Below are 25,927 nucleotides of genomic sequence, written 5' to 3'. Positions count from 1 at the left end.
AGTGCTTCACTTGTGACCAGTCGGGACCGAGGCCTGTGACCTCAGCCGAGACCGGCGAGTCGGAGCAGCAGTGACTTCACATCGGTGGCCGCGACGCGGTCGCCGACAGCACGGGGGGTGGAGCAGATGAGGAGCGGACCGTCGTCGTCGCTCGCCGGAAGGCGGCCGTGGCTGCCGCGAATAGGTGAGGGGTCCAGGGGCACGACCGCCATGCGGTAGCGCATGCCGACCTTTTTGCGCGCCAGAGCGGTGGCCGCCTTGACCTTGACGTACGGGTCGAGGGGATCCATGAAGAGTTCGACCGGGTCGTAGCCGGGTTTGCGGTGGATCTCGACGAGCTGCGCGAAGTCGGGCGCGTGGTCGTCGTCGAGCCAGTAGTAGTACGTGAACCAGGCGTCGGGTTCCGCCACGGCGACGAGTTCGCCCGCGCGCGGATGGTCGAGGTGGTGGGTCTTCTTGCCCTCGTCGTCCAAGAGTCGGTCGATGCCGGGCAGGTTGTCGAGTGCGGCCCGGGTGGCGTCGAGGTCCTCGGGGCGGCGCACGTAGACATGGGCGATCTGGTGGTCGGCGACCGCGAAGGCGCGGGACGCCATCGGGTCGAGGTACTCCATGCCGTCCTGCGTGTGCACCTCCAGCAGGCCGGCGCGGCGCAGGGCGCGGTTGATGTCGACGTGCCGGTTCACGCGGGTGATGCCGTACTCGGACAGTGCGACGACGGTACGGCCCTCGGCGCGGGCGTCGTCCAGGAGTGGGGCCACGGCGGCGTCCAGGTCGGCGGCCGCCTTCAGGGAGCGCGGGTCGTCGGGGCCGAAGCGCTGCAGGTCGTAGTCGAGATGAGGGAGGTAGCAGAGCGTCAGGTCGGCGTGCCGGGTGCGGATGATGTGCCGGGTGGCGTCGATGATCCACCGGCTGGAGAGGAGGTCCGCTCCCGGGCCCCAGAAGTGGAACAGGGGGAACGTGCCGAGCTTCTCGGTGAGTTCGTCGTGCAGCGCGGCCGGCCGGGTGTAGCAGTCGGGTTCCTTGCGGCCGTCGGCGTAGTAGACCGGACGGGGGGTGACGGTGATGTCGGTGTCGGCGCCCATGGCGTACCACCAGCAGATGTTCGCGACGGTGTAGCCGGGGTGGGCGCGGCGGGCGGCGTCCCAGAGCTTGTCGCCGGCCACGAGCCCGTTGTGCTGGCGCCACAGGAGGACGTCGCCGAGTTCGCGGAAGTACCAGCCGTTGCCGACGATGCCGTGCTCCGAGGGCATGGTGCCGGTGAGGAACGTGGACTGGGCGGCGCAGGTGACGGCGGGCAGGACGGTACCCAGCGGGGCGCGGGAGCCGGACTGGCCGAGCGCCTTGAGGTGGGGCATGTGGTCCAGGAGACGCGGGGTGAGGCCGACGACGTCGAGGACGAGCAGCGGGGTGGGGCGGTCCGTGGCGGCCTGGTCCGGGCGCTCCTGGGTGCCGGTGCTCATGGCAGCTCCTTCAGGCCGAGGTCCGTCAGCAGGTCGCGGGCGAGGGTGAGTTCGGCGGCGATGCCCTCGGCGAGCTGGGCGCGGCTCCTGGGGCGCAGCTCGGGCGGGAGGGCCTGCCAGGTGTAGGTCTCGACCTCCAGGTGGCGGGTGAGCGGGGCCGGGCCGCCGACGAGCCGGGTCAGTGCGGATTTCAGGACCGGGAGGGTGGAGGTGAGGGGCGCGGCGGGGGCCGCGTGCAGGGGGACGTGGAAGTGGGCGCGCCAGGGTGAGGCGTCCGGCAGGGCGTGTCCGGCGAGAGCCTCGTCGAGGTCGTCGGTGGCGCGCAGGCCGGCGGCGGTGGGGGTGCGGGTCTGGTGCAGGAAGCGGGGTTCGGCGAATGCGGCGAGGGCTTCGCGGACCTCGGGGAGATGGGGGTGCTCGGCGTGCAGAGCGGCGGAGAGCTGGGATTTGACGACGGGGACGCGGGCCTCGGTGAGGGCGTCGAAGGCAGTGTGCGGATCTTCGAAGGAGGTGGCGAGATGGCAGGTGTCGACGCAGATGCCGATGCGGTCGTGGCCGATCGCGGTGAGCGGGGCGATGGCATCGCGGGTGGTCTCGACGACGCAGCCGGGTTCCGGTTCCAGGCCGGCCCGGATGGAGCGGCCGGTCAGCTCCTCGATGGCGTCGAGGCGTTCGCCGAGGGTGCGCAGCGCGGTGCGGGCGGTCTCCGCACGCTCGTCGTCATACGCGGTGCGCCAGGCGAGGGGCAGTGTGGAGATGGTCCCGGCGGTGACGTCGTCGGGGAGGAGCCCGGCCAGGACGCGGGCCAGGGCGGTGGTGTGGTCGAGGCGTTCTGGGTCGGCCCAGTCCGGCTTGTAGACGCGGTACTTGACCTCCTCGGCGCCGAAGCCCTCATAGGGGAAGCCGTTGAGGGTGACGACCTCGAGGCCGCGCCGGTCCAGTTCCGTGCGCAGCTTGCGCAGTGCGGAGGGGTCGGTGACCAGGGCGTGGGCGGCGTCCTTGGCAAGCCACAGGCCGATGCCCAGCCGGTCGCGGCCCAGGCGGCGGCGGACGGGTTCGCAGTGGTCACGGAGCTGGGCGAGGACTCCGTCGAGGGTTTCGGCGGGGTGGACGTTGGTGCAGTAGGCGAGGTGGACGGTGGAGCCGTCGGGGTGGCGGAAGCGCATCGTTCACGCCTCCGCAGCGGTCACGCGGGCCGGCGTGCCGGTGCCGGTGTCCGGCTCGCCCGGATCCTTCGGGGCGCCTCGGAGGACGGAGTTGCCCTCGTGGGTGGCCTCCGCGGCGGTGACGTGGAGGTTCAGACGACCGCTGAGCCCGTAGAAGGCGACCGGGTTGCGCCACAGCACCTGGTCGACGTCGTCCTCGTCGAAGCCCTCGGCCAGCATCAGGTCGCCGACCTTGCGGGTTTTGAGGGGGTCGCTCTTTCCCCAGTCGGCGGCGGAGTTCACCAGGACCTGCTCGGTCCCGTGGGCGCGCAGGATCGCGACCATGCGTTCCTCGTCCATCTTGGTGTCCGGATAGACGGAGAAGCCCAGCCAGCAGCCGCTGTCCCTGGCCTCCTTGACGGTGGTCTCGTTGAGGTGGTCGACCAGGACTCGGTCCGGGGCCAGCGCGGACTCCCGGACGACGTCGAGAGTGCGGCGCAGCCCGGCGAGCTTGTCGCGGTGGGGGGTGTGCACGAGGGCGGGCAGATCGTGGTCGGCGGCGAGCTGGAGCTGCGCGGCGAGGGCGGTGTCCTCGGCCGGGGTCATGGAGTCGTAACCGATCTCCCCGACCGCCACGACGTTGTCCTTGACGAGATACCGCGGCAGCTCGTCGAGGACGGGCATGCAGCGCGGGTCGTTCGCCTCCTTGGGGTTGAGGGCGATCGTGCAGTGGTGGGCGATGCCGTACTGGGCGGCGCGGAAGGGCTCCCAGCCGAGGAGGGAGTCGAAGTAGTCACGGAAGGAGGCGGGCGAGGTGCGCGGCTGGCCGAGCCAGAAGGACGGCTCGACGACGGCGCGGACACCGGCGGCGTACATCGCCTCGTAGTCGTCGGTGGTGCGGGACGTCATGTGGATGTGGGGGTCGAAGATGCGCATCAGGACTCCTTGCCGTGGGGGTGGTCCGTGCCGGCGGCCGGGGTGACGGACTCGGTCAGGTCCAGGACGCGGTACAGGTCCTCGAGGACGGAGCGGTCGGCGGCGGTGCGTTCGGCGGCGTAGTCGCCCAGCATCCGGGCGAGTTCGCCGTCGCCGGCGGCGCGCCGGGGCAGGTCCGCCACGTGGTCGACGGGGACGCCGGTGAACAGGCACTTCAGCACGGCGTGACGCCAGGCGTGGGCGCTCAGGTGCCGGGCGGCGTAGGGGCCGACGGCGGCGCTGAGGAGCCGGGTGTCGTTGGTGCGCAGGGCGTCCTCGATCAGCGGGAGGGCGCCGGGGCCGGACACGAGGTGGGGCAGGGCATGCAGGACGGCTCGGCGCTCGTCGGCGGTGCCCTGGAAGTACACCCGGGTCAGCGCGTCGAGGCCGGCGCGGGCCGCGTCCAGGATGAGGACCCGTGCGGCGTCGGCGTGCAGGGGGCCGCAGCGGCGTCCGGCTTCGGCGAGACGCAGCTCCCACACGGAGATGGGTCCGTGGATGCCCGGCTGGGCGGCGGCCTCGTCGAGGGCGTGGTCGAGCCAGGAGCGGGCCGGCGGGTCGAGGTGGGTGGTGAGGTGGTGGCGAAGGTCTGCGAGTGAGGGGCGGGTGGTGAGGGTGGTGTCAGGGGTCGTTTCGCCGGCGTGGGTTCTGGGGCTCGGTGCGTCCTGGGTGCTCTCGGTTCTCGCCGCGGGCGTGGCATGGGGGTGGGTCATCTGCTGCTCCCTTCAGGGGCTGTGGAGGGAGCGCCGTGGGGTGGCGCGGTCTGCTGGAGGGCCGGAGCGGGGCCGGGCGGCACGGTGGCCGCGGTCCGCTCGGCGTGGCGGAGAAACGGGAGGGAGTGCGCGGCGAAGTGAGGGCCGGCGTGGGAGTGGCGGGGTAGTTCGACGACGGTCAGGCCCTGGTAACCGGTGGCGGCGAGGGCCGCCAGGACCGGCGGGAAGTCGATCTCCCCGTCCCCGAACGGCAGGTGCTCGTGGACACCGCGCCGCATGTCCTCGATCTGCACATGCCGCAGCCAGGGTGCGGCGGCCCGCACGCAGTCGGCGGGAGAAAGGGGTTCGAGGCACTGGCAGTGGCCGATGTCCAGGGTGAGGCCGAGGGGTTCGGGGTCGCCCAGGGCACGGCGGAGGTGGTGGAAGTCGGCCAGGGTGGCGAGGAGGTGACCCGGCTCGGGTTCGACGGCGAGCGGGATGCCCGCGGACGCGGCGGTGTCCAGGACGGGGGTGAGGGCCTCGGCGAGGCGCTTCCACGCGGTGTCGGTGCCGGTTCCCTCCGGCACGACCCCGCTGAAGCAGTGCACCGCGTGGGCGCCGAGGTCGGCGGCGACCCGGACGGCCCGGACGAGCAGGTCGGCGCGGCGGGCCCGGTCGTCGGGGTCCGGGTCCAGCAGGGACGGGCCGTGCTTGCGGCGCGGGTCGAGCACATAGCGGGCGCCCGTCTCCACGGTGATGCCCAGACCGAGCGCGTCCAGCCGGTGCGCGACCCTGCGGGTGCGGGCGGCGAGGTCGGGGGCGAGCGGGTCGAGGTGCATGTGGTCGAGGGTCAGTCCGACGCCGTCGTAACCGAGGTCGGAGAGGAGACAGAGGGCGTCGTCGAGCCGGAGGTCGGCGAGACCGTTGGTGCCGTAGCCGAAGCGGAGGGAAGGGGGGGCACCGGGCGGGACAGTGGCCGTGTGGGGCGAGGCGGTGGCCTGGACGGTGGTGTGAGGCAAGGCCGAGGTCCGAGTGGGGCGTTGGGGCGAGCCGGAGGCCTGCGCGGAGGTGTGATGCGAGCCGACTGCCTGGACGGAGGCGTGAGGCAAGGCCGCGGCCCGAGTGGGGCGTTGGGGCGAGCCGGAGGCCTGCGCGGAGGTGTGATGCGAGCCGGCTGCCTGGACGGCGGCGTTGGACGAGGCTACGGCCCAGGCGGAGGTACTGGACGAGGCAACAGCCCAGGCGGAGGTACTGGACAAGGCAACAGCCCAGGGGGAGGTGCTGGGCGAGGCGGCGGCCCGGGCCGGGGTGTGGGGCGAGGCGGCGGCCCGGGTGATGGGTGCTCGTGAGGTCCCGGCAGGGCTCTCGGAGGCCCGGGCTTCGGGGCTCATGTGACGCTCACCTTCTTCGCGAACTTCCCTCCGAGCGGGGTGAGGGCAGCGATGAGGAGTGCGGTGGCCGTTCCCCGGGAGCGGGCGGCGAGGGTGGCCTGGAGGGGGATGGTGGCGCGGATGCCGGCTCCGACAGCACGTTGGGTGAGAGGAGGCGAGGGGTTCAGGGTGGCGTGGAAGTAGGGGCGGGCGGTGGTCGCGGCGTAAGCGGCTCCGAGGGCGGTGGTGAGCAGCGCTGCGGACTCCTGCCGTGGGTGCCGGGCTGCTCGGGGCCCTGCCGGTCTGTGGCTGGTTACCTGCCTGCGCCCTTTCAGCAGCCCAGCGGGGCGACTCATCAACCCAGCGGGGCGGCTCATCGGCCCCGCCGGGCGACGCGTCACCAGTCGGGTCAGGAGGGCCGTCGTCGCGAGGGCTGCCAGAGGGGCCAGGGGGGAGCCGCCCCGGGCCTCCTGCCGGGAGACCGTCGTGACGGCCGCGGTGTGGGTGCAGAGGAGGGCCGCGGAGGGCAGGGCCGGGCGGGTACAGCCGGTCGTGGCCGCCGCTCCCAGAAGCAGGTCGAGCCCGCGGGCCGCGCCCATGGCCACGGGTCCGGCGGGCGTGTGCTTGAGGCCGAGGTCGTACGCCCAGACGGTTGCCGCCAGGGGCGCGGCGACGGCCAGGGCCGGGCGGCCCGCGCGCGCGGCCAGGGCCAGTCCGGCGCCGGTGAGGGCGCAGGCCGCCGTCAGTGCGGCGGCCGGTCGAATGCGGCCGGAGGGCAGGGGGCGGTGCGGGCGTTCGACGGCGTCGACGTCGCGGTCCGCCCAGTCGTTGAGGGCCATGCCGGCTTCGTAGAGGCAGAGGGAGGAGCCGATGGCGAGCAGGGTGCGGGAGTTGGGGGCCGAACCGGTGGCGGCCGTGCCGGCCAGGGCGTCTCCGGGGACGCTGAACAGGGCGGGCAGACGCAGGAGTTCGGCCCAGGCGCGTCTCCGGCGCGAGCGGCCGGTGCAAGCGCAGGAGGCCGTGTCACCGGCAGTGCCTTCAGGAGCGGCTGTGGACGCCACGTCGGGGCATCCGCAAGGGCTCTCGCGCAGCGTCACAGCGCTTCCCCCGTCTCACCGGTGTCCCCCGTCTCACCGGTGTCCCCCACCGGCCGCGCGGCACGGCCCCCTCCATCGGCCTGCTCCAAACTTCGCCCGAAGCGGACCAGTTCCTCGTACTGCTCGGACAGCCCCGAGGGCCCCTCTCCCACCGGGTCCTTGAAGTAGAAGCCGAGGGCGTCGAGCGGGCCGGACCGCCCCGTCTCGTGGGCGCGGGCGGTCAGGCGGGCCAGGTCCAGCACCAGGGGTGCCGCGAGCGCCGAGTCGCAGCCCTGCCAGATGGTCTGGAGGATCATGCGGGTGCCGAGGAAGCCGTCGAAGGCGATGTGGTCCCAGGCGGTCTTCCAGTCGCCGAGGGCCGGGACGTCGTCGATGTGCACCTCGCCCTCCGGGACGGTGCCGAGGGTGTCGGCGAGGACGCGTTCCTTGCCGGCGTTCTTCGCCGCCGCGGCGGACGGGTCGGCGAGGGCCGCGCCGTCGCCGCCGCCGAGCAGGTTGGTGCCGGACCAGGCGCGGACCGTCAGCGCCCGCTGAGCGAACATCGGGCCCAGCACGGCGCGCAGCAGCGTCTGTCCGGTCTTGCCGTCCCGGCCGGCGTAGGGCAGGCCGCTTCGTTCGGCCTCTCGGGCGGCGACGGGGTGGTGCATGCCCTCGGAGGGGGTGAAGTTCACGTAGGGGCAGTCGGCTCGCAGGGCCGCCAGCGCGTAGAGGGTGCTGGCGGGGAGCGGGGAATCGGGGCCTTGCGAGGCGGGTTCGGTGGAGGCGACGTTCACGACGACGGCCCGCTCCAGTGCGTGGCGGTGGACGAAGTCGCGGATGTCGTCGGCGAAGGCCGTGATCAGTTCGGTCTCGCTCCTGGTGTCCCCCGGAGTGGGGCCGCCGGGCCGGATCTCCCGGTCGGCGGCGGCGAGTTCGGCGGCGACGGCCGTGGCGGTGCCGGGTGGGAGGACGCCGCCGGCGGTCAGGGTCTCGGCGCGTTTGGGCAGGGGGCAGTCGAGGGTGTCGTGGCCGCCGAAGACGAGGTCGGACAGCGCGGGCAGGCGGCTGTCGGTGAACGCCGGTGTTTCGGTCACCATGCCGGTGGGCGGGTGCAGTCCCGCGGTGATGGCGGCGCACCCCGTGACGACGGTGGTGGCGACGGAGCCTCGGGCTCCGATCAGCCACACCCCCACACGCGGTCGGGAGAGGGACGCGGACATGGGCAGCCTCCTGATCGTGCGCGAGCCCTGGGGGGGAGGTATGGAGACGGCGGGCGGGGGTCCGGCGTCCCCCGCCCGCCGCCGTTCAGTCGCCCTGGACGGGCAGTTCCTTCAACTGGATGTTGCGGAAGGAGACCTGGTCGCTGGCGCCGTGGTTCTGCAGGCCGATGTGACCGTCGGTCAGGCTCCGCTGGGGGTCCTTGTTGGTGAAGTCGTTGATCTTGACTCCGTTGAGGAACACCCGGAGGCGTTCGCCCTGGACCTTGATCTCGTAGGAGTTCCACTGGCCGGGTGGCCGCAGGACCTGGTCACGGGCCTTGATGTTGGCCGACTTGAACGAGTAGACGGAGCCCGTGGTGCGGTCGGGGGTGTCCGTGGCGTCGATCTGGATCTCGTAGCCCTTGTTCACCGCGGACCAGGGGTCGTCGGAGGCGGGGAAGCCCACGAAGATCCCGGAGTTGTCGTCGCCCCGCATCTTCCAGTCGAGCTTGAGCGAGTACGACTTCAGCTCCTTGGCCTGGTACCAGAGCAGGCCCATGCCGCCCTCGGACTCCAGGGTGCCGTCCTTGACGTCGAACGTGCCGGGGCCGGCCTGCTTCCAGCCGTCCAGGGTCTGGCCGTTGAAGATCTTCCGGTAGTTCTTGCTCGGCTTGCAGTCCGCCTTCACCTGGCCGGTGGCGTACTGCAGGCCGCCGAGCAGATGGGCGCGGAAGGCTTCGTCGGCGTAGGACTCCTTGGTGTGGCCGCCGCCGGTGTAGAAGGAGCGGCCGCCGCCGTAGTTCTGGCACCAGGCGATCGGGTGGTCGCCCTTCATGGTGCCGCCCTGGTAGGTGGTCTCGTCCAGGGTGGCGAGGACCTTGGCCTGCTCGCGCGGGTTGGTGCGGTAGTTGTACCACTCGTCGGTGCGCTCCCAGGCGTCGTCCAGGTGCGCGGTCGACGGGTGGTCGTGGTCCTCGACGCGGACGGTGGCCTTCTGGATGGCCGGGTGCGAGTGGAAGTAGGCGCCGACGAGGCCGCCGTAGAACTCCCAGTCGTACTCGGTGTCGGCGGCGGCGTGGATGCCCATGTATCCGCCGCCGCCCGCCACGTAGTTCTCGAACGCCTTCTGCTGCTCGGCGTTGAGGACATCGCCAGTGGTGGACAGGAAGGCCACGGCGTCGTACTTGGCGAGGTTGGCCGTGGTGAACTGCCTGGCCTCCTCGGTCGCGTCGACCGTGATGCCGGCCGGGCCGCCGAGCTCCTTCAGGGCGGTGATGCCGGCCGGGATGGAGTCGTGGCGGAAGCCGGCGGTCTTGGAGAAGACCAGGACCTTCTTGCCGCCCTTGAACGGCTTCTTGGAGAACTCGAAGTCGTCCACGTCGTACAGCGCGCCCTCGCCGCCCTTGAAGACCAGGTAGATGTCCGTGGTCTTCCTGGGGAGCGACCGCAGCGGCACGTCGACGTTCTGGAAGGTCTCCCAGCCTCCGGTCGGCGGGATGTACGCCGAGCCGTGCAGCGGTCCGTCGGGCGAGCCGGTGCGCAGCTCGATGAAGCCGCCCGCGCCGCCGGAGGAGGTCCGCACGGTCATCTTCTTCTGCCCGTCGAACCGGTAGGGGGTGAAGGAGATCCAGTCGCCGTCGTTGATGTCGCCGACGGTCTTGCCGCCGTTGGCGCCGGTCTTGTCGATGACCGACACACCCGACCGGGTGGTGAAGTGCTCGCCCTGGCGGTGCAGCGGCTGGAGCACGGTGCGGGCGGTGCCGGTCAGCTCCTCCTGGCCGTTGGCGCCGCCGTCGGTGTAGCCGGCGCCGACGACGCCGTAGATGTTGGCGTTGGGGTCGTGGCCGCCGTCACCGGGGGGCGGCTTCAGGGTGCCCTCGCAGCCCATCTCGCTGGTCAGCTCGTGGGCGTGCGCGTCGTGGCCGAGGCTGTAGGTGACCTTGACCTTGGAGCAGTCGACCGTCTCCTCGGGGTCGGTGACGGTCACCTTGAACGGGACGGGCTTGCCGAATTCGGCCAGTGCGCCGTTGCCCGGGACGTCGATCCTCACCTTGGGTTCGGTGTTGCCGACCACGATCCGGACGCTGGCGTTGCCGGTGTTGCCCTCGGGGTCCTTGGCGGTGAAGGTGGCGCTGTAGGTGCCGACCTTCTTGTACCGGTGGGTGGGGTTGAGGCCCTCGCCCCTGGTGCCGTCGCCGAAGTCCCAGCTGTAGGTGAGGTCCGTGGAGTCGGCGTCCTTGGCGGAGGCGGTGAACTTGACTTTCAGGCCGGCCGCGCCGGACGTCTTGTCGGCGCTCACCTCGGCGATGGGCGAGAAGCCGTCCTCGGCGTTCTCGATCCGGTACAGCGCGGAGTGCTCGTCGCCCTGGAACCAGGAGACGCCGTAGTCGAGGACGTAGAGCGCGCCGTCGGGGCCGAACTCCATGTCCATGATCTGGGTGCCGGTCCACGGGAAGTCGTTGATCTTCGCGACGGAGCCGTCGGCGTTCTGCTCGATCCGCTTGATCCAGCGACGGCCGAACTCGCCGGCGAAGAAGTCACCGTCGTAGGCCTCGGGGAACTTCACGCTGGAGTCGAGTTCGGGGTCGTAGCGGTAGACCGGGCCGGCCATCGGGGACTCGGAGCCGGTGCCGAACTCGGGCACGGAGCCGTCGTCGTACGGGATCCAGGCGGCCTGCGCGGGCGGCAGGTCGGTGAGGCCCGTGTTGTACGGCGAGGTGTTCTTCGGTGCGTCGCAGTCGAACGCCTCGCCGGACTCCTTGGTGGCGAAGTCGTAGTCGACGTAGGCGTCGTTGTCACCGGTGCAGAAGGGCCAGCCGAAGTTGGCCGGCTTGGTGACCTTGGCGAACTCGACCTGTCCCGCCGGGCCGCGCTTGGGGTCGGCGGCGCCGGCGTCGGGGCCGTAGTCGCCGACGTAGACGGTGCCGGTCTTGTCGTCGACGCTCATCCGGAACGGGTTGCGGAAGCCCATCGCGTAGATCTCGGGGCGGGTCTTCTCGGTGCCCGGGGCGAAGAGGTTGCCCTGCGGGACGGTGTACGAGCCGTCCTCGGCGACCTTGATCCGCAGGATCTTGCCGCGCAGGTCGTTGGTGTTGCCGGAGCTGCGGCGGGCGTCGAAGGCCGGGTTGCGGTTCGGCCGGTCATCGATCGGGGTGAAGCCGTCGGAGCTGAAGGGGTTGGTGTCGTCGCCGGTCGACAGGTAGAGGTTGCCGTCCGCGTCGAAGTCGATGTCGCCGCCGACGTGGCAGCAGGTGCCACGGGAGGCCGCGACGTCGATGACCTTCTTCTCGCTCGCCTTGTTCAGCGTGCCGTTGGCGTTCAGCACGAAGCGGGAGAGGCGGTTGACGCCGTCGAACTTCTTGAAGTCCTCGGCGGTGCCGGTCTCCGGGGCGTCGCCGGCGGGGGTGTCGAGCGGCGGGGCGTAGTAGAGGTAGATCGCCCGGTTGTTCTTGAAGTCCGGGTCGATGCCTACGCCTTGGAGGCCCTCCTCGTCGTGGCTGTAGACGTCGAGCTTGCCGGCGACCTTGGTGACGCCGCCCTGGTCGGTGAGGCGCAGCGTGCCGTCGCGCGAGGTGTGCAGGACGCTGCGGTCCGGGAGCACGGCGAGCGACATCGGCTCGCCCGTCTCGGGTTCGCCCTTGGCGAGCGGCACCTGCTGGAACTGCCCCTCGGCGGCTGCCGGTTCGTCCTGCTCCGCTTGGCCGGGTCGGGCCCCGGCGACGGTGGCCGGGGTGCCCACGGCCAGGAGCAGGCCGGTGAACAGGGCGACGGCGGTGCGAAGCCTGGGGCCTCTGGGGGTGCGGGTGCTTCTGGGTCTGGTTCTGTGCACGAAGTCCCTCCGGGAACGGGGTGGGCCGTACGGAACGGGTGCGAAGACGTGCGGTGCGGGCGCCGGGGTGCGCCGTCACCCCGGAGGTGCGTGTGTCCTGAACGCTTCAAGGAAGGTAACCGCGTCCGTCCGGGGCGAACACCCCTTGCATCAGGATCGGTTGCGCTTTCTCCCAGCACAGGACAAAGCAGGATCCGGGCAGGTCGGAGGGGGGACCGGCCGGTGGAACCGGTCCCCGTTCCCGACCAGCGCCGGGTCCGTGGTTCAGCTGTTGAACGCGGCGTCGAAGGACGCGCTGGGCGGATCGAAGTCGAAGGCCTTCAGCCGGGTCAGCGCCTCGGGCGCGCCCTGGAGGCGGTCCATGCCGGCGTCCTCCCACTCGACGGAGACCGGGCCCTGGTAGTCGATGGAGCGCAGCATCCGGAAGACGTCCTCCCAGGGGACGTCGCCGTGTCCGGCGGAGACGAAGTCCCAACCGCGCCGCGGGTCGCCCCAGGGCAGGTGGGAGCCGAGCCGGCCGTTGCGTCCGTCGAGGCGCTTGCGGGCCTCCTTGCAGTCGACGTGGTAGATCCGGTCGCGGAAGTCCCAGAGGAAGCCGACCGGGTCGAGGTCCTGCCACACGAAGTGCGAAGGGTCGAAGTTCAGCCCGAAGGCGGGCCGGTGGCCGACCGCTTCCAGCGCACGCTGGGTCGTCCAGTAGTCGTAGGCGATCTCGCTGGGGTGGACCTCGTGCGCGAACCGCACGCCCTCGGCGTCGAAGACGTCCAGGATCGGGTTCCAGCGGTCGGCGAAGTCCTGGTAGCCCCGCTCGATCATCGCGTCGGGGGCGGGCGGGAACATGGCGACCAGGTGCCAGATGGCCGAGCCGGTGAAGCCGATGACGGTGTCGACGCCGAAGGCGGCGGCGGCGCGGGCGGTGTCCTTCATACGGTCCGCGGCCCGCTGCCGGACTCCTTCCGGGTCTCCGTCGCCCCACACCTGCCCCGGCACGATGGCCTGGTGGCGTTCGTCGATGATGGCGTCGCAGACGGCCTGGCCGACCAGGTGGTTGGAAATGGCCCAGCACTTGAGGCCGTACTTGTCGAGGAGCTGATGTCTCGACTCCACATAAGAGGAATCACTCAGCGCCTTGTCGACTTCGAAGTGATCGCCCCAGCAGGCGAGTTCCAGGCCGTCGTAGCCGAAGTCGCGGGCCAGGCGGCAGACCTCCTCCAGGGGCAGGTCCGCCCACTGGCCGGTGAAGAGCGTGAAAGTGCGCGGCATCGAAAACGAGCCTCCTCAGACCGCGATCGGCGTGTAGACGGAGTTCTTCTCGGCGCTCTCCTCCACCGCGGCGAGCACCCGCTGCACCTGGAGTCCGTCGGTGAAGGACGGCTCGGGGCGGCGGCCCTCGGCGATGGCGTGGACGAGGTCGCGGGCCTGGTGGACGAAGGTGTGCTCGTAGCCGAGGCCGTGGCCCGGCGGCCACCAGGCGTCGAGGTAGGGGTGGTCGGGTTCGGTGACGAGGATCCGGCGGAAGCCCGCCTCCGCGCCCGGCTCGGTGCCGTCGTGGAAGGACAGCTCGTTGAGCCGCTCCAAGTCGAAGGCGAGCGAGCCGCGTTCCCCGTTGAGTTCGATGCGCAGGGCGTTCTTCCGGCCGGTGGCGTAGCGGGTGGCCTCGAAGGAGGCGATCGAGCCGGAGGGGAAGCGGGCCGTGAACAGGGCCGCGTCGTCCACGGTGACCTCCCCGGTGCCGGCGGCCGAGACGGCGGACAGTCCGCTCGTGGCGCCGATGGGCAGGGGCCGCTGCCGTACGAAGGTCTCCGTCAGGGCGGAGACGCCGGCCAGCGGCTCCCCCACCAGGTACTGCGCGAGGTCGATGATGTGCGCGCCCAGGTCGCCGAGCGAGCCCGAGCCGGCCTGCTCCTTGCGCAGCCGCCAGGTCAGCGGGAAGTCGGGGTCGACCAGCCAGTCCTGCAGGTACGTCACGCGCACGTGCCGCAGCCTGCCGAGACGGCCCTCGGCGACCATCCGGCGGGCCTGGGCGGTGGCCGGCACCCGGCGGTAGTTGAAGCCGACCATCGCCACCTGGCCGCGTGCGTGGGCCTCTTCGGCCGCCCGGGCCATCGAGGTGGCCTCCTCGACGGTGTTGGCCAGCGGCTTCTCGCACAGCACGTGCTTGCCCGCGGCCAGGGCGGCGAGCGCGATCTCGGCATGGCTGTCGCCGGGGGTGCAGATGTCGACGAGGTCGACGTCGTCCCGTTCGACGAGGGCCCGCCAGTCGGTCTCGGTGGAGGCCCAGCCGTGCCGGTCGGCCGCCGCGCGGACGGCGGTGGCGTCGCGGCCGCAGATCACGGCCTGCACGGGGTTCAGCGGCAGGTCGAAGACGCGGCCCGCGGTGCGCCAGCCCTGGGAGTGGGCGGCACCCATGAAGGCGTAGCCCACCATCCCCACGCGCAGGGGTGGCTTGCCTGCCTCGGTCCCATCTGACGGCGCTTGCGGCTGTCCCATACGGGTGTCCTCCTCGTCCTGGTCGGGGTGGCGCACGTGGGGGGTGCGGGGTGGATCACTTGAAGCCGGTGGACATGTACTGGTCGACGTTGGTCTTGTCGACGACGGCCGAGTAGAGCGTGAGCGACGACGGGATCTCGAACTCGGCGAGGCCGCCGATGCCCTTGCTCTGACCGAGGGCGCGGGCGAGGTCGATCGCGGAGGCGGCCATGGTCGGCGGGTACAGCACGGTCGCCTTGAGCACGCCGTCGTCCTGCTCGATGGCCTGGAACGCGGAGAGCGCGCCGGCGCCGCCGACCATCAGGAAGTCGTCGCGCCCGGCCTGCTCGATGGCGCGCAGCGCGCCCACGCCCTGGTCGTCGTCGTGGTTCCACAGCGCGTCGACCTTCGACTGGGCCTGGAGCAGCTGGGCCATCTTGGCCTGCCCGGACTCGACGGTGAACTCGGCGGCCTGCCGGGCGACCTTCTTGATGTTGGGGTAGTTCTTCAGGGCGTCGTCGAAGCCCTGGGTGCGCTGCTTGGTCAGCTCCAGGTTGTCCAGGCCGGCCAGTTCGATGACGCGGGCACCCGACTTGCCCTTCAGCTTCTCGCCGATGTAGTGCCCGGCGTTGAGGCCCATGCCGTAGTTGTCGCCGCCGATCCAGCAGCGGTACGCCTGCGGGGTGTTGAAGATGCGGTCGAGGTTGACGACCGGGATGCCGGCGCGCATGGCCTTGAGGCCGACCTGGGTGAGGGCCTTGCCGTCGGCGGGGAGCACGACCAGGACGTCGACCTTCTTGTTGATGAGGGTCTCGATCTGGCCGATCTGCTGGGCGGTGTCGTTGGAGCCCTCGGTGATCTCCAGGGTGACGTCGGAGTACTTCTCGGCGCGGTTCTTGGCGTTGTCGTTGATGGCGTTGAGCCAGCCGTGGTCGGCCTGCGGTCCGGCGAAGCCGATGGTGACCTGCTTGCCGGGCTTGTCGTCGGCGGCCGGCTGGTCGTTGGCGGCCGGCTCGTCCTTGGAGTCGGAGGGCTCGTTGCTGGTGCACCCCGTGAGGAGGGCACCGGTGGAGACGGCGGCGGCCCCGAAGAGCAGCCCTCTGCGGCTCGTGATCTCTGGCATGGCGGTGAACCCTTTCCTCAGGTCGTGCTCGCGGTACGGCGCTGGACCAGCACGGCGGCGACGATGATCGCGCCCTTGGCGATCTGCTGGACGTCGCTCTGCAGGTTGTTCAGGGCGAAGATGTTGGTGATCGTGGTGAAGATCAGGACGCCGAGCACGGAGCCGGTGATGGTGCCCCGGCCGCCGGTGAGGAGGGTGCCGCCGATGATCGCGGCGGCGATGGCGTCGAGTTCGTAGAGGTTGCCGTTGGTGTTCTGGCCGGACCCGGCCAGGATGATCAGCAGGAAGGCGGCGATGCCGCAGCACAGCCCGGACAGCAGGTAGAGGTAGAGCCGCTGGCGGCGGACGTCGATGCCGGCGAGCCGGGCCGCCTCGGGGTTGCCGCCGACGGCGACCGTGCGGCGTCCGAAGGTGGTGCGGTTGAGGACCAGCCAGCCGATGACGGTGACGACGGCGAACACCATGACCAGCGGCGGGATGCCGAGGACGTAGGCGTCGCGCTCCCCCAGGTCGAGGACGGACGGCACGGTGACGATCTGCGTCTTGCCGTCGGTGATCTGCAGGGAGAGGCCGCGGGCGGAGGCCAGCATGGCGAGGGTGGCGATGAACGGCACCATCGCGCCGTAGGCGATGAGCACCCCGTTGACCAGGCCGCAGCCGACTCCGACGACGACCGCCGTGAAGAGGATGCCGGCGAAGCCGTACTCCTGGGTGGCGACGGTGGTGGCCCACACGGAGGCGAGGGCGACGATCGCGCCGACCGACAGGTCGATGCCGCCGGAGACGATGACGAAGGTCATGCCGACGGTGACGACACCGATCACCGACGCCTGGGTGAGGACGAGTTGGAGGTTGCGGGTGTCGAGGAACTCGTCGGGCTTGGTGATGCCACCGATGAGGATCAGCGCGGCGAGCACGCCGAGCAGGGACAGGGTGCGGACGTCGGCGCGGATCAGCATGCCGCGCCAGGCGGGGGGCTGGGCCGGGGGCACCTTGTCGGTGCTGCTGTCCCGCGGCGGGGAGACGGGCTGCGTCATGACGCCGGGCTTCCTTCCATGACCAGGTCGAGTACGCGGTGTTCGTCGAGTTCGCGCGCGGGTGCCGTGTGGACGACACGGCCTTCGCGCAGCACCAGGACGCGGTCGGCGAGGCCGAGCACCTCGGGCACTTCGCTGGAGACCAGCAGGACGGCGAGGCCCTCGTCCGCGAGTCGGCGGATGACCGCGTAGAGCTCGGCGCGGGCTCCGACGTCGACGCCGCGGGTGGGTTCGTCGAGCAGCAGCACCTTGCAGCCGCGCAGCAGCCAGCGGGCCAGGACGGCCTTCTGCTGGTTGCCGCCGGACAGGGTGCGCACGGGCACGGACGGGTTGTCGGGCCGGAGCGACAGCTCGCGGGTCGCGGCCCGGGCGGCGCCGAGTTCGGCGCCCCGGTCGATCCAGCCGCCGCGCGCGAAGCGGGACATGGAGGAGACCGACACGTTGCGGGTGACGGACTCCAGCATCAGCAGGGCCTGCGCCTTGCGTTCCTCGGGGGCGAGACCGAGTCCGGCCCGGACGGCGGCCCGTACGCTGCCCGGCTTCAGCGCCTTGCCGTCGACCAGTACGTGACCGGACGTCGGTTTGCGGGCGCCGTAGACGGTCTCCAGGATCTCGGAGCGGCCCGAGCCCACGAGTCCCGCGAGGCCGACGATCTCGCCCGGCCGCACCTCCAGGTCGAACGGCTCGAACTCTCCTCGCCTGGACAGCCCTTGGATCTTCAGCACGGGATCGAGGGGCGGCGGTGCGATGGGCCGGTCCGGGAAGACGTACTCGACGTTGCGGCCCGTCATCAGCGCGACGACCTCGCGGGTCGGGGTCGACTTCGCCGGGAGCCCGTTCGCGACGGCCCGTCCGTCCTTCAGCACCGTCACCCGGTCGCCGATGCGGCGGATCTCCTCCAGGCGGTGCGAGATGTAGACGACGGCGACTCCGGCGGCGGTGAGGTCGCCGACGATACGGAAGAGGTTGTCGACCTCGTCCGGGTCGAGGGCGGCGGACGGCTCGTCCATCACGATGAGCCGTACGTCGTGGGAGAGCGCCCGCGCCATGGACACGATCTGCTGCTGCGCCGCCGACAGCTCCCCCACGAGCCGGGCCGGATCGATCTCCGCATGCCCGAGGCGCTTCAGCAGAGCGGCCGTCGAGGACTTGGCGGCCTTCCCCCGTACGACGAAGCCGGCGGCGGTCGGCTCATGCCCGAGGTGGACGTTCTCGGCGACCGACAGGTGCTCCACCAGGTCGAGTTCCTGGTAGATGGTGGCGATGCCCAGGCGCATGGCGGCGATCGGCGAGCGGAGGGTGACCTCGTCGCCGCGCCAGCGGAGGCGGCCGGTGTCGGGCTGGTGGGCGCCGGCGAGCACCTTGATGAGGGTGGACTTGCCGGCCCCGTTCTGGCCGAGCAGGCAGTGCACCTCGCCGGCCTGGACGTCGAGGTCGACGCCGTCGAGGGCCCGGACTCCGGGGAACGACTTGGTGATGCCGGACATGCTGAGCAGCGGTGGTTCTGATGCCATGAGGTCCCCTTGGCGGGCGTGCGGGCCGGTTTCAGGGCAGGGCAAAGCAGGGCGCGGTGCTGATACGCCGTACGGAACTGAGTGCTTACGCGGGTGAGAACAGGTGGTCGCTGATGAGCCGGGCCGCGCCGATGACTCCGGCGGTGGGGCCGAGCTCGCCCAGAACGATGGGCAGGTTGCCGGTCGCCAGCGGCAGCGACTGGCGGTAGACCTGGGTTCGGATCGCGGCGAGCAGGGTGTGGCCGAGGCCGGTCACCCCGCCGCCGATCACCACCAGGCCCGGGTTGAAGAAGCTGACCAGGCCGGCGATGACCTGACCGGTGCGGTTGCCGCCCTCGCGGATCAGCTCGAGGGCGGTGGCGTCACCGGCGGCGGCCGCGGCGGCGACGTCGACGGCGGTGAGGGAGCCGTTCGTCTCCAGCCGCGAGGCCAGTTCGGCCGAGAGCCCCTGCTTGACGGCCTCCACGGCGTCGCGGGCCAGGGCCGCCCCGCTGAAGTGGGCCTCCAGGCAGCCCCGGTTGCCGCAGGCGCAGGGGCGGCCGTCGGGGACGGCCTGGATGTGCCCGATGTCGCCGGCGCTGCCCGTCGTACCGCGGTAGACCTCGCCGCCGACGACGATGCCGCAGCCGATGCCGGTGCCGATCTTGACGCAGAGGAAGTCGGCGACGGTGCGGGCGACGCCCGCGTGCTGCTCCCCCATCGCCATGAGGTTCACGTCGTTGTCGACCATGACGGGGCAGCCGAGTTCCTGGCTGAGCGCCTCCCGCACGGGGAAGCCGTCCCAGCCGGGCATGATCGGCGGTGCCACCGGGATGCCCTCGGGGAAGCGGACCGGGCCCGGGACGCCGATGCCGGCGCCGTCGAACCCTTCCGCGAGTCCGGAGGCCCTCAGTTTCGCGGCCATGGCGAGGACCTGCTCGAAGACCGCGACGGGGCCTTCGCGCACGTCCATGGGATGGTTGAGGTGGCCGAGGGTCTCCAGCTCGGCGTTGGTGACGGCGACGTCGATCGAGGTCGCGCCGATGTCGACGCCGAGGAAGCGCAGTTCAGGGTTGAGCCGGACGTTGTGGGAGCGGCGGCCACCGCGCGAGGCGGCGAGTCCGTCGGCCACGACCAGGCCCGTCTCCAGCAGCCGGTCCACCTCCACGGCCAGCTTGGACCGCGAGAGGTCGACCTGGTCGCCCAGCTGGGCACGGGAGTTGGGCCCGCCGTCACGCAACAGCTTGAGAAGTCGGGCCTGATGGGCGTTGGCGGGTCGTGCGGTCATACGTCTCACGAGCCCCTCCCCGCCTCGATCGGCCTGTGCGTGCCGGTCTTCCGCCACCTCGGTGGCTTGCTTTCGAAGGGAACGTAGCAGCGGCTGCCGGAGGTGGGAAGAAGTCACGCGGGAATTGCCCTCTACTTTTTCCACTCACAGGACAAAGGAGTGGTCACGAGTGCCTTGCCTCGCAGGACGGGCGTGACGGCACTACGAGCGCGAACGCGTGTGACGGCACTACGAGCGCGAACGCGATGTGACGGCACTACGAGCGCGAACGCGTGTGACGGCACTATGAGCGCGAACGCCCGTGGTACGACCGGCGTGTGTGTTCGGTGTGTTCGCGCATCAGCTGGGTGGCGCGCTGTTCGTCCCGGCCGGCGACCGCGGCGATCAGTTCGCGGTGCTCGATCCAGGACTGGTGGCCTCGTTGGCGGGCCACCGGCGTGTAGTACCAGCGCACACGCCGGTCGACCTGGGCGGCGAGTTCGGCGAGGACCGCGTTGCCGGCGAGCTCCATGATCTTGGCGTGGAAGCGGGCGTTCATGGCGACGGCCCCGTCCACGTCGTCGGCCTCGACGGCCTTCTCGCCCTCCGCGCACAACGCTTCCAGGGCGGCGATGCCCGCGCTGTTCGCGCCCGCCGCCGCGAGGCGGGCCGCCTCGGCCTCCAGGAGCGTACGGACCGTGAGCAGCTGGTCGGCCTCCTGCTCCGTCGGCTCGTGCACGAACGCGCCCTGCGCGGGCCGCAGATCGACCCACCCCTCGGTGTTGAGCCGCTGCAGTGCCTCGCGCACCGGCTGCCGGGAGACCCCGAGATGCCCGGCGAGTTCACTCTCGACGAGATGCTGACCGGGCTGCAGCGCACGGGTGGTGATGAGTTCGAGCAGTGCCTCGTAGACACGGTCGCGCAGCGGACCCGGGCGTTCCAGCTTGGGTACCGCCCCCTGGGGCAGGCCTGTCGACAGCATCGCGGTCCCCCTCCTCGGCAGGGCCGTGCACAGCGCGGCGCGGGCCGGTATCGCCGCAGAGTCAGTATCGATTGTCTTTCGTCTACAGTCTACGGCGCACAAGAGCCAGCGTTTCGGGGAGTTGACCGCGTCACACCGCCCTGGCCCTCACGGGCAGCGCACGACCTGCCCCGCGTACGACAGGTTCCCGCCGAAGCCGAACAGCAGCACCGGGTCGCCCGTGACGACGGCCCCCTGCTCGATGAGCTTCGAGAAGGCCAGCGGGATGCTCGCGGCCGAGGTGTTGCCGGACTCGGTGACATCGCGCGCGACGACAGCGTTGACGGCGCCGATCTTCTCCGCGAGGGGTTCGATGATGCGCAGGTTCGCCTGGTGCAGCACGACCCCGGCGAGGTCGGCCGGCTCCAGACCGGCCCGCTCGCAGGCCCGGCGCGCGATGGGCGGCAGCTGCGTGGTGGCCCAGCGGTAGACGCTCTGCCCCTCCTGGGCGAAGCGCGGCGGGGTGCCCTCGATGCGCACCGCGTTGCCCATCTCGGGCACCGAGCCCCACAGCACCGGCCCGATGGCCGGCTCGTCGGCGGCCTCCACCACCGCGGCGCCCGCCCCGTCGCCGACGAGCACGCACGTGGTGCGGTCGCTCCAGTCGGCCACCTCGGACATCTTGTCGGCCCCGATGACCAGCACCCGGCTCGCGCCCCCCGCGCGCACGGCGTGGTCGGCGGTGGCCAGGGCGTGGGTGAAGCCGGCGCACACGACGTTGAGGTCCATGGTGGCGGCCTGCGGGATGCCCAGGCGGGCCGCGACCCGGGCGGCCATGTTGGGCGAGCGGTCGACGGCGGTGGAGGTGGCGACCAGCACCAGGTCGATGTCCGCCGGGGTCAGTCCGGCGGCTGCGAGGGCCTTGGCGGCGGCGTGGGCGGCCAGTTCGTCGACCGGTTCGTCGGGTCCGGCGATGTGGCGCGTGCGGATGCCCACCCGGCTCCTGATCCACTCGTCACTGGTGTCCACCAGGCCCGCCAGGTCCTCGTTGGTGAGCACCTTGGCGGGCTGGTAGTGGCCGACGGCGGCGATGCGCGAGCCGTTCATTGGGTGGATCCCCCTCGTTGCCTTGGGTAGCGGATCCTCCAGTCTGATCAGTGACTCACGGGTACGACGGCAGCCAAGGCGACAGGAAACCGGCCCCGGGGTTGTCAGCTTCGGTCAGCACCTCAAACTCCCGGGCACCTGTCGAACCCCCTACCCGGTGAACAGTTGCGTCGCCTTTCGCACCAGTTCGTACAGCCCGTAGGCGAGGGGTACGCCCACCCACGCCCAGGCGAGGGCGATCAGCCACCGCCGGTCCGGGCTAGGCGGACTCTGAGCGCTGTCGCCGGACATGGGCGGCCTCCTTCGGGGCGGGGACGTGGTGGCGGGGGTCGACGGGCCGGATCAGTTCGTTGGCGACGAAACCGATCACGAGCAGCCCGATCATGATGACGAACGACAGCCCGTACAGGGACGCGCCGTGCCGGCCCGCCTCCTCCTGCCGGTCGGCGATCCAGTTCACGATCAGCGGGCCGAGCACCCCGGCCGTGGACCAGGCGGTGAGCAGCCGCCCGTGGATGGCACCGACCTGGTACGTACCGAACAAATCCTTCAAATATGCCGGAACCGTGGCGAAACCACCGCCGTAGAAGGAGAGGATGACCAGCGCGCTCAGGATGAACAGCGGCTTGGAGGAGTCGCCGAACAGGGCGATGAGCGCGTACATCAGCGCGCCGGCGCCCAGGTAGAGGCGGTAGATGTTCTTGCGGCCGATGAGGTCGGACGTCGACGACCAGCCGATGCGGCCGGCCATGTTCGCCGCGGACAGCAGGGCGACGAAGCCGGCGGCGGCCGTCACCGACACGGGGGTGGAGGTGTCCGAGAAGAAGTCCGTGATCATCGGCGCGGCCTTCTCCAGGATGCCGATGCCGGCGGTGACGTTCATGCAGAGCACGATCCACAGGAGCCAGAACTGCGGGGTGCGGATGGCCCGGTTCGCGGAGACCTGCGGGCCGGCCGGAGCCTGCCGCGCGGTTCCCGGCACCCCCGGGGCACTGCTCGGAACCCGCACCAGGAGGACACCCAGCAGCATGAAGACGGCGTACGACAGCCCGTGCACGAGGAAGGCCAGCGCGATGCCGGAGCTGTCGCCGCCGAACGACTCCAGCATCTGGGCCGACCACGGCGAGGCGATGAGCGCCCCGCCGCCGAAGCCCATGATGGCGATGCCGGTGGCCATGCCGGGCCGGTCCGGGAACCACTTGATCAGCGTGGAGACGGGCGAGATGTAGCCGATGCCGAGACCGATGCCGCCGACGAAACCGTAGCCGAAGACGATCAGCCAGTACTGCTCCAGGGACGCTCCCAGCGCGGAGAGCAGGAAGCCGGAGGAGAAGCAGAGCAGGGCGACGGTCATGGCCCAGCGCGGGCCCTTGCGCTCCACGAGCGTGCCGCCGAACGCGGCGGACAGGCCCAGCATGACGATGCCCAGCTGGAAGGGCAGCGCGCTCTGCGTGCCGCTGAGGCCGAGCGCGGACTCCAGGGGCGGCTTGAACACGCTCCAGGCGTAGGCCTGGCCGATGGAGAGATGGACGGAGAGAGCGGCGGGCGGAACGAGCCAGCGGCTCCAGCCCGGGGGCGCGACTGGGGGACTCATGAACCCCGGACGGTAGGGATCCGCACGGGGGTTGAGAAGGCGGCGCGTCGACCGTATGCGGTGAGCGGTATCCAGCATGCGCCGAACGGTCGGCGCACAGACCCTTGCCGCCCCAACCTCCATACTGTAGACAATATTTCGTCGACACAAGCCGTCCGCGAGCCATACGAGGCCCGTGGGCGGCCGGACGGCAGCCACCTCCGCGGTATCCCTCAAACCGAACGGAGTGTTCCTGTGAAAGTGGCAGTTCTCGGCGCCGGTGCCATCGGCGCCTACGTCGGCGCCGCGCTCCACCGCGCGGGTGCCGAGGTGCATCTCATCGCCCGTGGACCGCATCTGACGGCCATGAGGCAGCACGGAGTCCGGGTGCGCAGCCCACGCGGCGACTTCACCGCGCACCCCCACGCCACCGACGACCCGGCCGAAGTCGGCCCGGTCGACCATGTCTTCCTGGGCCTGAAGGCCAACGCGTACGCGGCGTGCGGGCCGCTGATCGCACCCTTGCTGCACGAGACGACCTCGGTCGTCGCGGCCCAGAACGGCATCCCCTGGTGGTACTTCCACCGGCACGGCGGCCCCTACGACGGCCACCGTGTCGAGAGTGTCGACCCGGACGGCGCGGTCAGTGCGGTGCTCGCGCCCGAACGGGCCATCGGATGCGTCGTCTACGCGGCGACCGAGCTCGAAGGGCCGGGCCTCGTCCGGCACTTGGAGGGCACGCGGTTCTCCATCGGCGAGCCCGACCGCAGCCGCTCCGCCCGCTGTCTCGCCTTCAGCGAGGCCATGCAGGCGGGCGGACTGAAGTGCCCGGTCGAACCGGACCTGCGGAGCGACATCTGGCTCAAGCTGCTCGGCAACATCTCCTTCAACCCGATCAGCGCGCTGGCCCGCGCGACCATGCGGCAGATGTGCCTGCACGGCGGCACCCGCAAGGTCATCGAGATCATGATGACCGAGACACTGTCGGTCGCCGAGGCCCTCGGCTGCGAGGTCGGGGTCTCCATCGAGCGCCGGCTCGCGGGGGCCGAGCGGGTCGGTGACCACCGCACCTCCACGCTCCAGGACCTGGAGCGCGGCAAGCCGCTCGAACTCGACGTGCTGCTCGCGGCGGTCGTCGAGCTGGCGGAGATCACCGGCGTGGAGGTGCCCACCCTGCGCACCGTGCACGCCATCTCGGACCTGCTCGCGCTGAGGAGCGCCGCATGAGGAAACGCGACCGGACCCCCAAGACCTACACCCGGCTCACCCACCCCCTCGTCAGGGACTCCCGCGACGAGCCGTTCCGGCAGGCCACCTGGGAGGAGGCCCTGGACCGGGCCGCCCTGGGCCTCGGGCGCCACCGCGACGCCTTCGGCATGTTCAGCTGCGCCCGCGCCACCAACGAGATGAACTACGTGGCGCAGAAGTTCGCCCGGGTCGTCATGGGCACCAACAACGTCGACTCCTGCAACCGCACCTGTCACGCCCCGAGCGTGGCGGGCCTGTCGGCGGCGTTCGGCTCGGGCGGCGGGACGTCGTCGTACGAGGAGATCGAGCACACCGACGTCATCGTGATGTGGGGCTCCAACGCCCGGTTCGCGCACCCGATCTTCTTCCAGCACGTGCTGAAGGGGATCAGGAACGGCGCCCGGATGTACGCGGTCGATCCGCGCCGGACCTCGACCGCCGAGTGGGCGGAGAGCTGGATGGGGCTGAACGTCGGCACGGACATCCCGATGGCGCACGCGATCGGCCGCGAGATCATCCACGCGGGGCTCGCGAACGAGGCGTTCATCGATCGGGCGACCAGCGGCTTCGAGGAGTACAAGGCCCTGGTCGAGCCGTGGACGCTGTCGCTCGCCGAGAAGGTGACCGGCGTACCGGCCGCGGCCATACGGGAGCTGGCGCATGCCTACGCCTGTGCCGAACGGGCCCAGTTGTGCTGGACCCTGGGCATCACCGAGCACCACAACGGCACCGACAACGTCCGCGCCCTGATCAACCTGTCCCTGCTCACCGGCCATGTCGGCCGCTTCGGCTCGGGCCTGCAACCCCTGCGCGGGCAGAACAACGTGCAGGGCGGCGGCGACATGGGCGCGATCCCCAACCGGCTGCCCGGCTTCCAGGACATCCTGGACGCGAGCGTCCGGCTGAAGTTCGAGTCGGCCTGGGACACCGTGATCCAGCCGCACTACGGCCTGAACCTCACGGAGATGTTCGAGGCCATGGAGGACGGCACGCTCAAGGCCGTCTACTGCATCGGCGAGAACCCGGCGCAGTCCGAGGCGGACAGCGAGCAGGCCGTCCGGCGGCTGAAGGCGCTGGACTTCCTGGTGGTGCAGGACATCTTCCTCACCAAGACGGCCGAGCTCGCGGACGTCGTCCTGCCGGCCACCGCCGGCTGGGCGGAGACCGACGGCACCACCACCAACAGCGAGCGGCGGGTCCAGCGCGTCCGCAAGGCCGTCACCCCGCCCGGCGAGGCCCGCGAGGACATCGACATCCTCTGCGACCTCGCCGCCCGCCTCGGCCACGACTGGAAGTACGCCGACGCCGAGACCGTGTGGAACGAGTTGAGGGCCGTCTCGCCCGACCACTACGGCATGACGTACGAGCGTCTGGAGGAGCACCAGGGCATCCAGTGGCCCTGCCCGAGCACGGACGGGATCGAACCCACCTATCTGCACGGCCGGTTGTGGGAGACCGACCCCGCCCGGCGCGGCCCGCTGGCTCCGTTCGGGATCGTGCGGCACGACCCGCCCGTGGACCTCACCGACGAGCGGTACCCGGTCCGGCTCACCACCGGGCGGCGGCTCGACTCCTACAACACCGGGGTGCAGAGCGGAAGTTACGCCTCGCCGCTGAGGCGCGGCGAGTACATCGAGCTGAGCCCGGAGGACGCCGAGCGCTACGGGGTCGTCGTCGGCGAGCAGGTGCAGGTGGCCTCGCGGCGCGGGTCGGTGACCGCGCCTGTGTGGGTGGACCCCGCGCTGCGGCCGGGGCTCGCCTTCATGACCATGCACTTCCCGGACGAGGTGGACACCAACCAGCTGACGATCGAGGCGAACTGCCCGATCGCGGGGACGGCGGAGTTCAAGGCGTCGGCGATCCGGATCGAGAAGCTGCCCATCGCGACCATCGTGGGGTGACG

21 protein-coding genes are annotated in these 25,927 nt (G+C 71.2%); 3 read left to right on the top strand and 18 right to left on the bottom strand.

All coding sequences use genetic code 11. The features are described 5' to 3' along the window. Nucleotides 1-41 precede the first annotated feature (41 nt). From CEB94_RS34355 to CEB94_RS34335, 5 genes are read right to left on the bottom strand one after another with little or no spacing between them, the layout of a single operon-like run. On the bottom strand, nucleotides 42-1,460 hold the full coding sequence (locus tag CEB94_RS34355; RefSeq protein ID WP_175435849.1) for an alkaline phosphatase family protein: 1,419 nt from the start codon (nucleotides 1,458-1,460) through the stop codon (nucleotides 42-44). Beyond that, a complete protein-coding gene (gene eboE / locus CEB94_RS34350) occupies nucleotides 1,457-2,626 on the bottom strand; it encodes a metabolite traffic protein EboE (protein WP_175435848.1) in 1,170 nt (389 codons plus the stop codon). The genes CEB94_RS34355 and eboE overlap by 4 nt, the downstream gene beginning before the upstream one ends. Nucleotides 2,627-2,629: 3 nt before the next feature. Then, nucleotides 2,630-3,541 carry a TatD family hydrolase gene (locus CEB94_RS34345; protein ID WP_175435847.1) on the bottom strand — a complete coding sequence of 304 codons (912 nt, stop codon included), beginning with the start codon at nucleotides 3,539-3,541 and terminating at the stop codon, nucleotides 2,630-2,632. Further along, complete coding sequence (locus CEB94_RS34340) at nucleotides 3,541-4,293, bottom strand: EboA domain-containing protein (protein ID WP_175435846.1); 753 nt, start codon at nucleotides 4,291-4,293, stop codon at nucleotides 3,541-3,543. Before CEB94_RS34340 ends, CEB94_RS34345 begins: the two co-directional genes overlap by 1 nt. Continuing rightward, the gene (locus tag CEB94_RS34335) at nucleotides 4,290-5,291 is read right to left on the bottom strand and encodes a sugar phosphate isomerase/epimerase family protein (RefSeq protein WP_175435845.1); all 1,002 of its coding nucleotides are present in this window, start codon (nucleotides 5,289-5,291) and stop codon (nucleotides 4,290-4,292) included. Before CEB94_RS34335 ends, CEB94_RS34340 begins: the two co-directional genes overlap by 4 nt. Before the next feature lie 172 nt (nucleotides 5,292-5,463). Between CEB94_RS34335 and CEB94_RS34330 the strand changes: the two genes are divergently transcribed. Further along, nucleotides 5,464-5,667, top strand: a complete 204-nt coding sequence (locus tag CEB94_RS34330) for a hypothetical protein (RefSeq protein WP_175435844.1) — start codon at nucleotides 5,464-5,466, stop codon at nucleotides 5,665-5,667. Here CEB94_RS34330 and CEB94_RS34325 read toward each other — a convergent pair. From CEB94_RS34325 to CEB94_RS34265, 13 genes are all read right to left on the bottom strand, one after another. Next, nucleotides 5,660-6,703 carry an SCO3242 family prenyltransferase gene (locus CEB94_RS34325; protein ID WP_175435843.1) on the bottom strand — a complete coding sequence of 348 codons (1,044 nt, stop codon included), beginning with the start codon at nucleotides 6,701-6,703 and terminating at the stop codon, nucleotides 5,660-5,662. The two genes, CEB94_RS34330 and CEB94_RS34325, sit on opposite strands and share 8 nt — an antisense overlap. A 32-nt stretch (nucleotides 6,704-6,735) precedes the next feature. Beyond that, nucleotides 6,736-7,938 (bottom strand): inositol-3-phosphate synthase, encoded by a 1,203-nt coding sequence (locus CEB94_RS34320; protein ID WP_175435842.1) that lies wholly within the window; start codon nucleotides 7,936-7,938, stop codon nucleotides 6,736-6,738. An 85-nt stretch (nucleotides 7,939-8,023) separates the two neighbouring features. Next, nucleotides 8,024-11,746, bottom strand: coding sequence for a ThuA domain-containing protein (locus CEB94_RS34315; RefSeq protein ID WP_175435841.1), 3,723 nt, complete (start codon nucleotides 11,744-11,746; stop codon nucleotides 8,024-8,026). Nucleotides 11,747-12,010: 264 nt separating this feature from the next. Next, nucleotides 12,011-13,009: a sugar phosphate isomerase/epimerase family protein gene (locus CEB94_RS34310; RefSeq protein ID WP_175435840.1), complete on the bottom strand. Its 999-nt coding sequence runs from the start codon at nucleotides 13,007-13,009 to the stop codon at nucleotides 12,011-12,013. 15 nt (nucleotides 13,010-13,024) lie between these two features. Next, the gene (locus CEB94_RS34305; protein ID WP_175435839.1) at nucleotides 13,025-14,236 is read right to left on the bottom strand and encodes a Gfo/Idh/MocA family protein; all 1,212 of its coding nucleotides are present in this window, start codon (nucleotides 14,234-14,236) and stop codon (nucleotides 13,025-13,027) included. 55 nt (nucleotides 14,237-14,291) lie between these two features. Then, complete coding sequence (locus CEB94_RS34300) at nucleotides 14,292-15,338, bottom strand: substrate-binding domain-containing protein (protein WP_175435838.1); 1,047 nt, start codon at nucleotides 15,336-15,338, stop codon at nucleotides 14,292-14,294. Between the two features lie 17 nt (nucleotides 15,339-15,355). Next, nucleotides 15,356-16,375 (bottom strand): ABC transporter permease, encoded by a 1,020-nt coding sequence (locus CEB94_RS34295; RefSeq protein ID WP_175435837.1) that lies wholly within the window; start codon nucleotides 16,373-16,375, stop codon nucleotides 15,356-15,358. Beyond that, the gene (locus tag CEB94_RS34290) at nucleotides 16,372-17,889 is read right to left on the bottom strand and encodes a sugar ABC transporter ATP-binding protein (RefSeq protein WP_175435836.1); all 1,518 of its coding nucleotides are present in this window, start codon (nucleotides 17,887-17,889) and stop codon (nucleotides 16,372-16,374) included. Before CEB94_RS34290 ends, CEB94_RS34295 begins: the two co-directional genes overlap by 4 nt. Before the next feature lie 85 nt (nucleotides 17,890-17,974). Beyond that, a complete protein-coding gene (locus tag CEB94_RS34285) occupies nucleotides 17,975-19,156 on the bottom strand; it encodes an ROK family transcriptional regulator (RefSeq protein ID WP_175435835.1) in 1,182 nt (393 codons plus the stop codon). A 283-nt stretch (nucleotides 19,157-19,439) separates the two neighbouring features. Then, on the bottom strand, nucleotides 19,440-20,117 hold the full coding sequence (locus tag CEB94_RS34280) for a GntR family transcriptional regulator (protein ID WP_175435834.1): 678 nt from the start codon (nucleotides 20,115-20,117) through the stop codon (nucleotides 19,440-19,442). A gap of 147 nt (nucleotides 20,118-20,264) precedes the next feature. Then, the gene (locus CEB94_RS34275; protein WP_175435833.1) at nucleotides 20,265-21,203 is read right to left on the bottom strand and encodes a beta-ketoacyl-ACP synthase III; all 939 of its coding nucleotides are present in this window, start codon (nucleotides 21,201-21,203) and stop codon (nucleotides 20,265-20,267) included. 150 nt (nucleotides 21,204-21,353) lie between these two features. Then, nucleotides 21,354-21,494, bottom strand: coding sequence for an MFS transporter small subunit (locus CEB94_RS34270; protein ID WP_175435832.1), 141 nt, complete (start codon nucleotides 21,492-21,494; stop codon nucleotides 21,354-21,356). Then, nucleotides 21,463-22,797, bottom strand: a complete 1,335-nt coding sequence (locus tag CEB94_RS34265; protein ID WP_175435831.1) for an OFA family MFS transporter — start codon at nucleotides 22,795-22,797, stop codon at nucleotides 21,463-21,465. Before CEB94_RS34265 ends, CEB94_RS34270 begins: the two co-directional genes overlap by 32 nt. A gap of 234 nt (nucleotides 22,798-23,031) precedes the next feature. Between CEB94_RS34265 and CEB94_RS34260 the strand changes: the two genes are divergently transcribed. Both CEB94_RS34260 and CEB94_RS34255 read left to right on the top strand, forming a co-directional pair. Continuing rightward, a complete protein-coding gene (locus CEB94_RS34260) occupies nucleotides 23,032-24,003 on the top strand; it encodes a 2-dehydropantoate 2-reductase (RefSeq protein WP_175435830.1) in 972 nt (323 codons plus the stop codon). Beyond that, on the top strand, nucleotides 24,000-25,925 hold the full coding sequence (locus tag CEB94_RS34255) for a molybdopterin oxidoreductase family protein (protein ID WP_175435829.1): 1,926 nt from the start codon (nucleotides 24,000-24,002) through the stop codon (nucleotides 25,923-25,925). The genes CEB94_RS34260 and CEB94_RS34255 overlap by 4 nt, the downstream gene beginning before the upstream one ends. Nucleotides 25,926-25,927 lie beyond the last annotated feature (2 nt).

This window comes from Streptomyces hawaiiensis (assembly GCF_004803895.1).
In the GTDB taxonomy this organism is placed as follows: Bacteria; Actinomycetota; Actinomycetes; order Streptomycetales; family Streptomycetaceae; genus Streptomyces; species Streptomyces hawaiiensis.
Note: the sequence above shows the minus strand (reverse complement) of the source record. Positions and strands in the feature narration are given on the sequence as shown.

What these genes read in the sequence shown, in the direction of transcription:
- CEB94_RS34355 (WP_175435849.1), bottom strand. Translation starts at nt 1,460, where the DNA reads ATGAGCACCGGCACCCAGGAGCGCCCGGACCAGGCCGCCACGGACCGC.
- eboE (WP_175435848.1), bottom strand. Translation starts at nt 2,626, where the DNA reads ATGCGCTTCCGCCACCCCGACGGCTCCACCGTCCACCTCGCCTACTGC.
- CEB94_RS34345 (WP_175435847.1), bottom strand. Translation starts at nt 3,541, where the DNA reads ATGCGCATCTTCGACCCCCACATCCACATGACGTCCCGCACCACCGAC.
- CEB94_RS34340 (WP_175435846.1), bottom strand. Translation starts at nt 4,293, where the DNA reads ATGACCCACCCCCATGCCACGCCCGCGGCGAGAACCGAGAGCACCCAG.
- CEB94_RS34320 (WP_175435842.1), bottom strand. Translation starts at nt 7,938, where the DNA reads ATGTCCGCGTCCCTCTCCCGACCGCGTGTGGGGGTGTGGCTGATCGGA.
- CEB94_RS34310 (WP_175435840.1), bottom strand. Translation starts at nt 13,009, where the DNA reads ATGCCGCGCACTTTCACGCTCTTCACCGGCCAGTGGGCGGACCTGCCC.
- CEB94_RS34305 (WP_175435839.1), bottom strand. Translation starts at nt 14,236, where the DNA reads ATGGGACAGCCGCAAGCGCCGTCAGATGGGACCGAGGCAGGCAAGCCA.
- CEB94_RS34300 (WP_175435838.1), bottom strand. Translation starts at nt 15,338, where the DNA reads ATGCCAGAGATCACGAGCCGCAGAGGGCTGCTCTTCGGGGCCGCCGCC.
- CEB94_RS34295 (WP_175435837.1), bottom strand. Translation starts at nt 16,375, where the DNA reads ATGACGCAGCCCGTCTCCCCGCCGCGGGACAGCAGCACCGACAAGGTG.
- CEB94_RS34290 (WP_175435836.1), bottom strand. Translation starts at nt 17,889, where the DNA reads ATGGCATCAGAACCACCGCTGCTCAGCATGTCCGGCATCACCAAGTCG.
- CEB94_RS34285 (WP_175435835.1), bottom strand. Translation starts at nt 19,156, where the DNA reads ATGACCGCACGACCCGCCAACGCCCATCAGGCCCGACTTCTCAAGCTG.
- CEB94_RS34280 (WP_175435834.1), bottom strand. Translation starts at nt 20,117, where the DNA reads ATGCTGTCGACAGGCCTGCCCCAGGGGGCGGTACCCAAGCTGGAACGC.
- CEB94_RS34275 (WP_175435833.1), bottom strand. Translation starts at nt 21,203, where the DNA reads ATGAACGGCTCGCGCATCGCCGCCGTCGGCCACTACCAGCCCGCCAAG.
- CEB94_RS34270 (WP_175435832.1), bottom strand. Translation starts at nt 21,494, where the DNA reads ATGTCCGGCGACAGCGCTCAGAGTCCGCCTAGCCCGGACCGGCGGTGG.
- CEB94_RS34265 (WP_175435831.1), bottom strand. Translation starts at nt 22,797, where the DNA reads ATGAGTCCCCCAGTCGCGCCCCCGGGCTGGAGCCGCTGGCTCGTTCCG.
- CEB94_RS34255 (WP_175435829.1), top strand. Translation starts at nt 24,000, where the DNA reads ATGAGGAAACGCGACCGGACCCCCAAGACCTACACCCGGCTCACCCAC.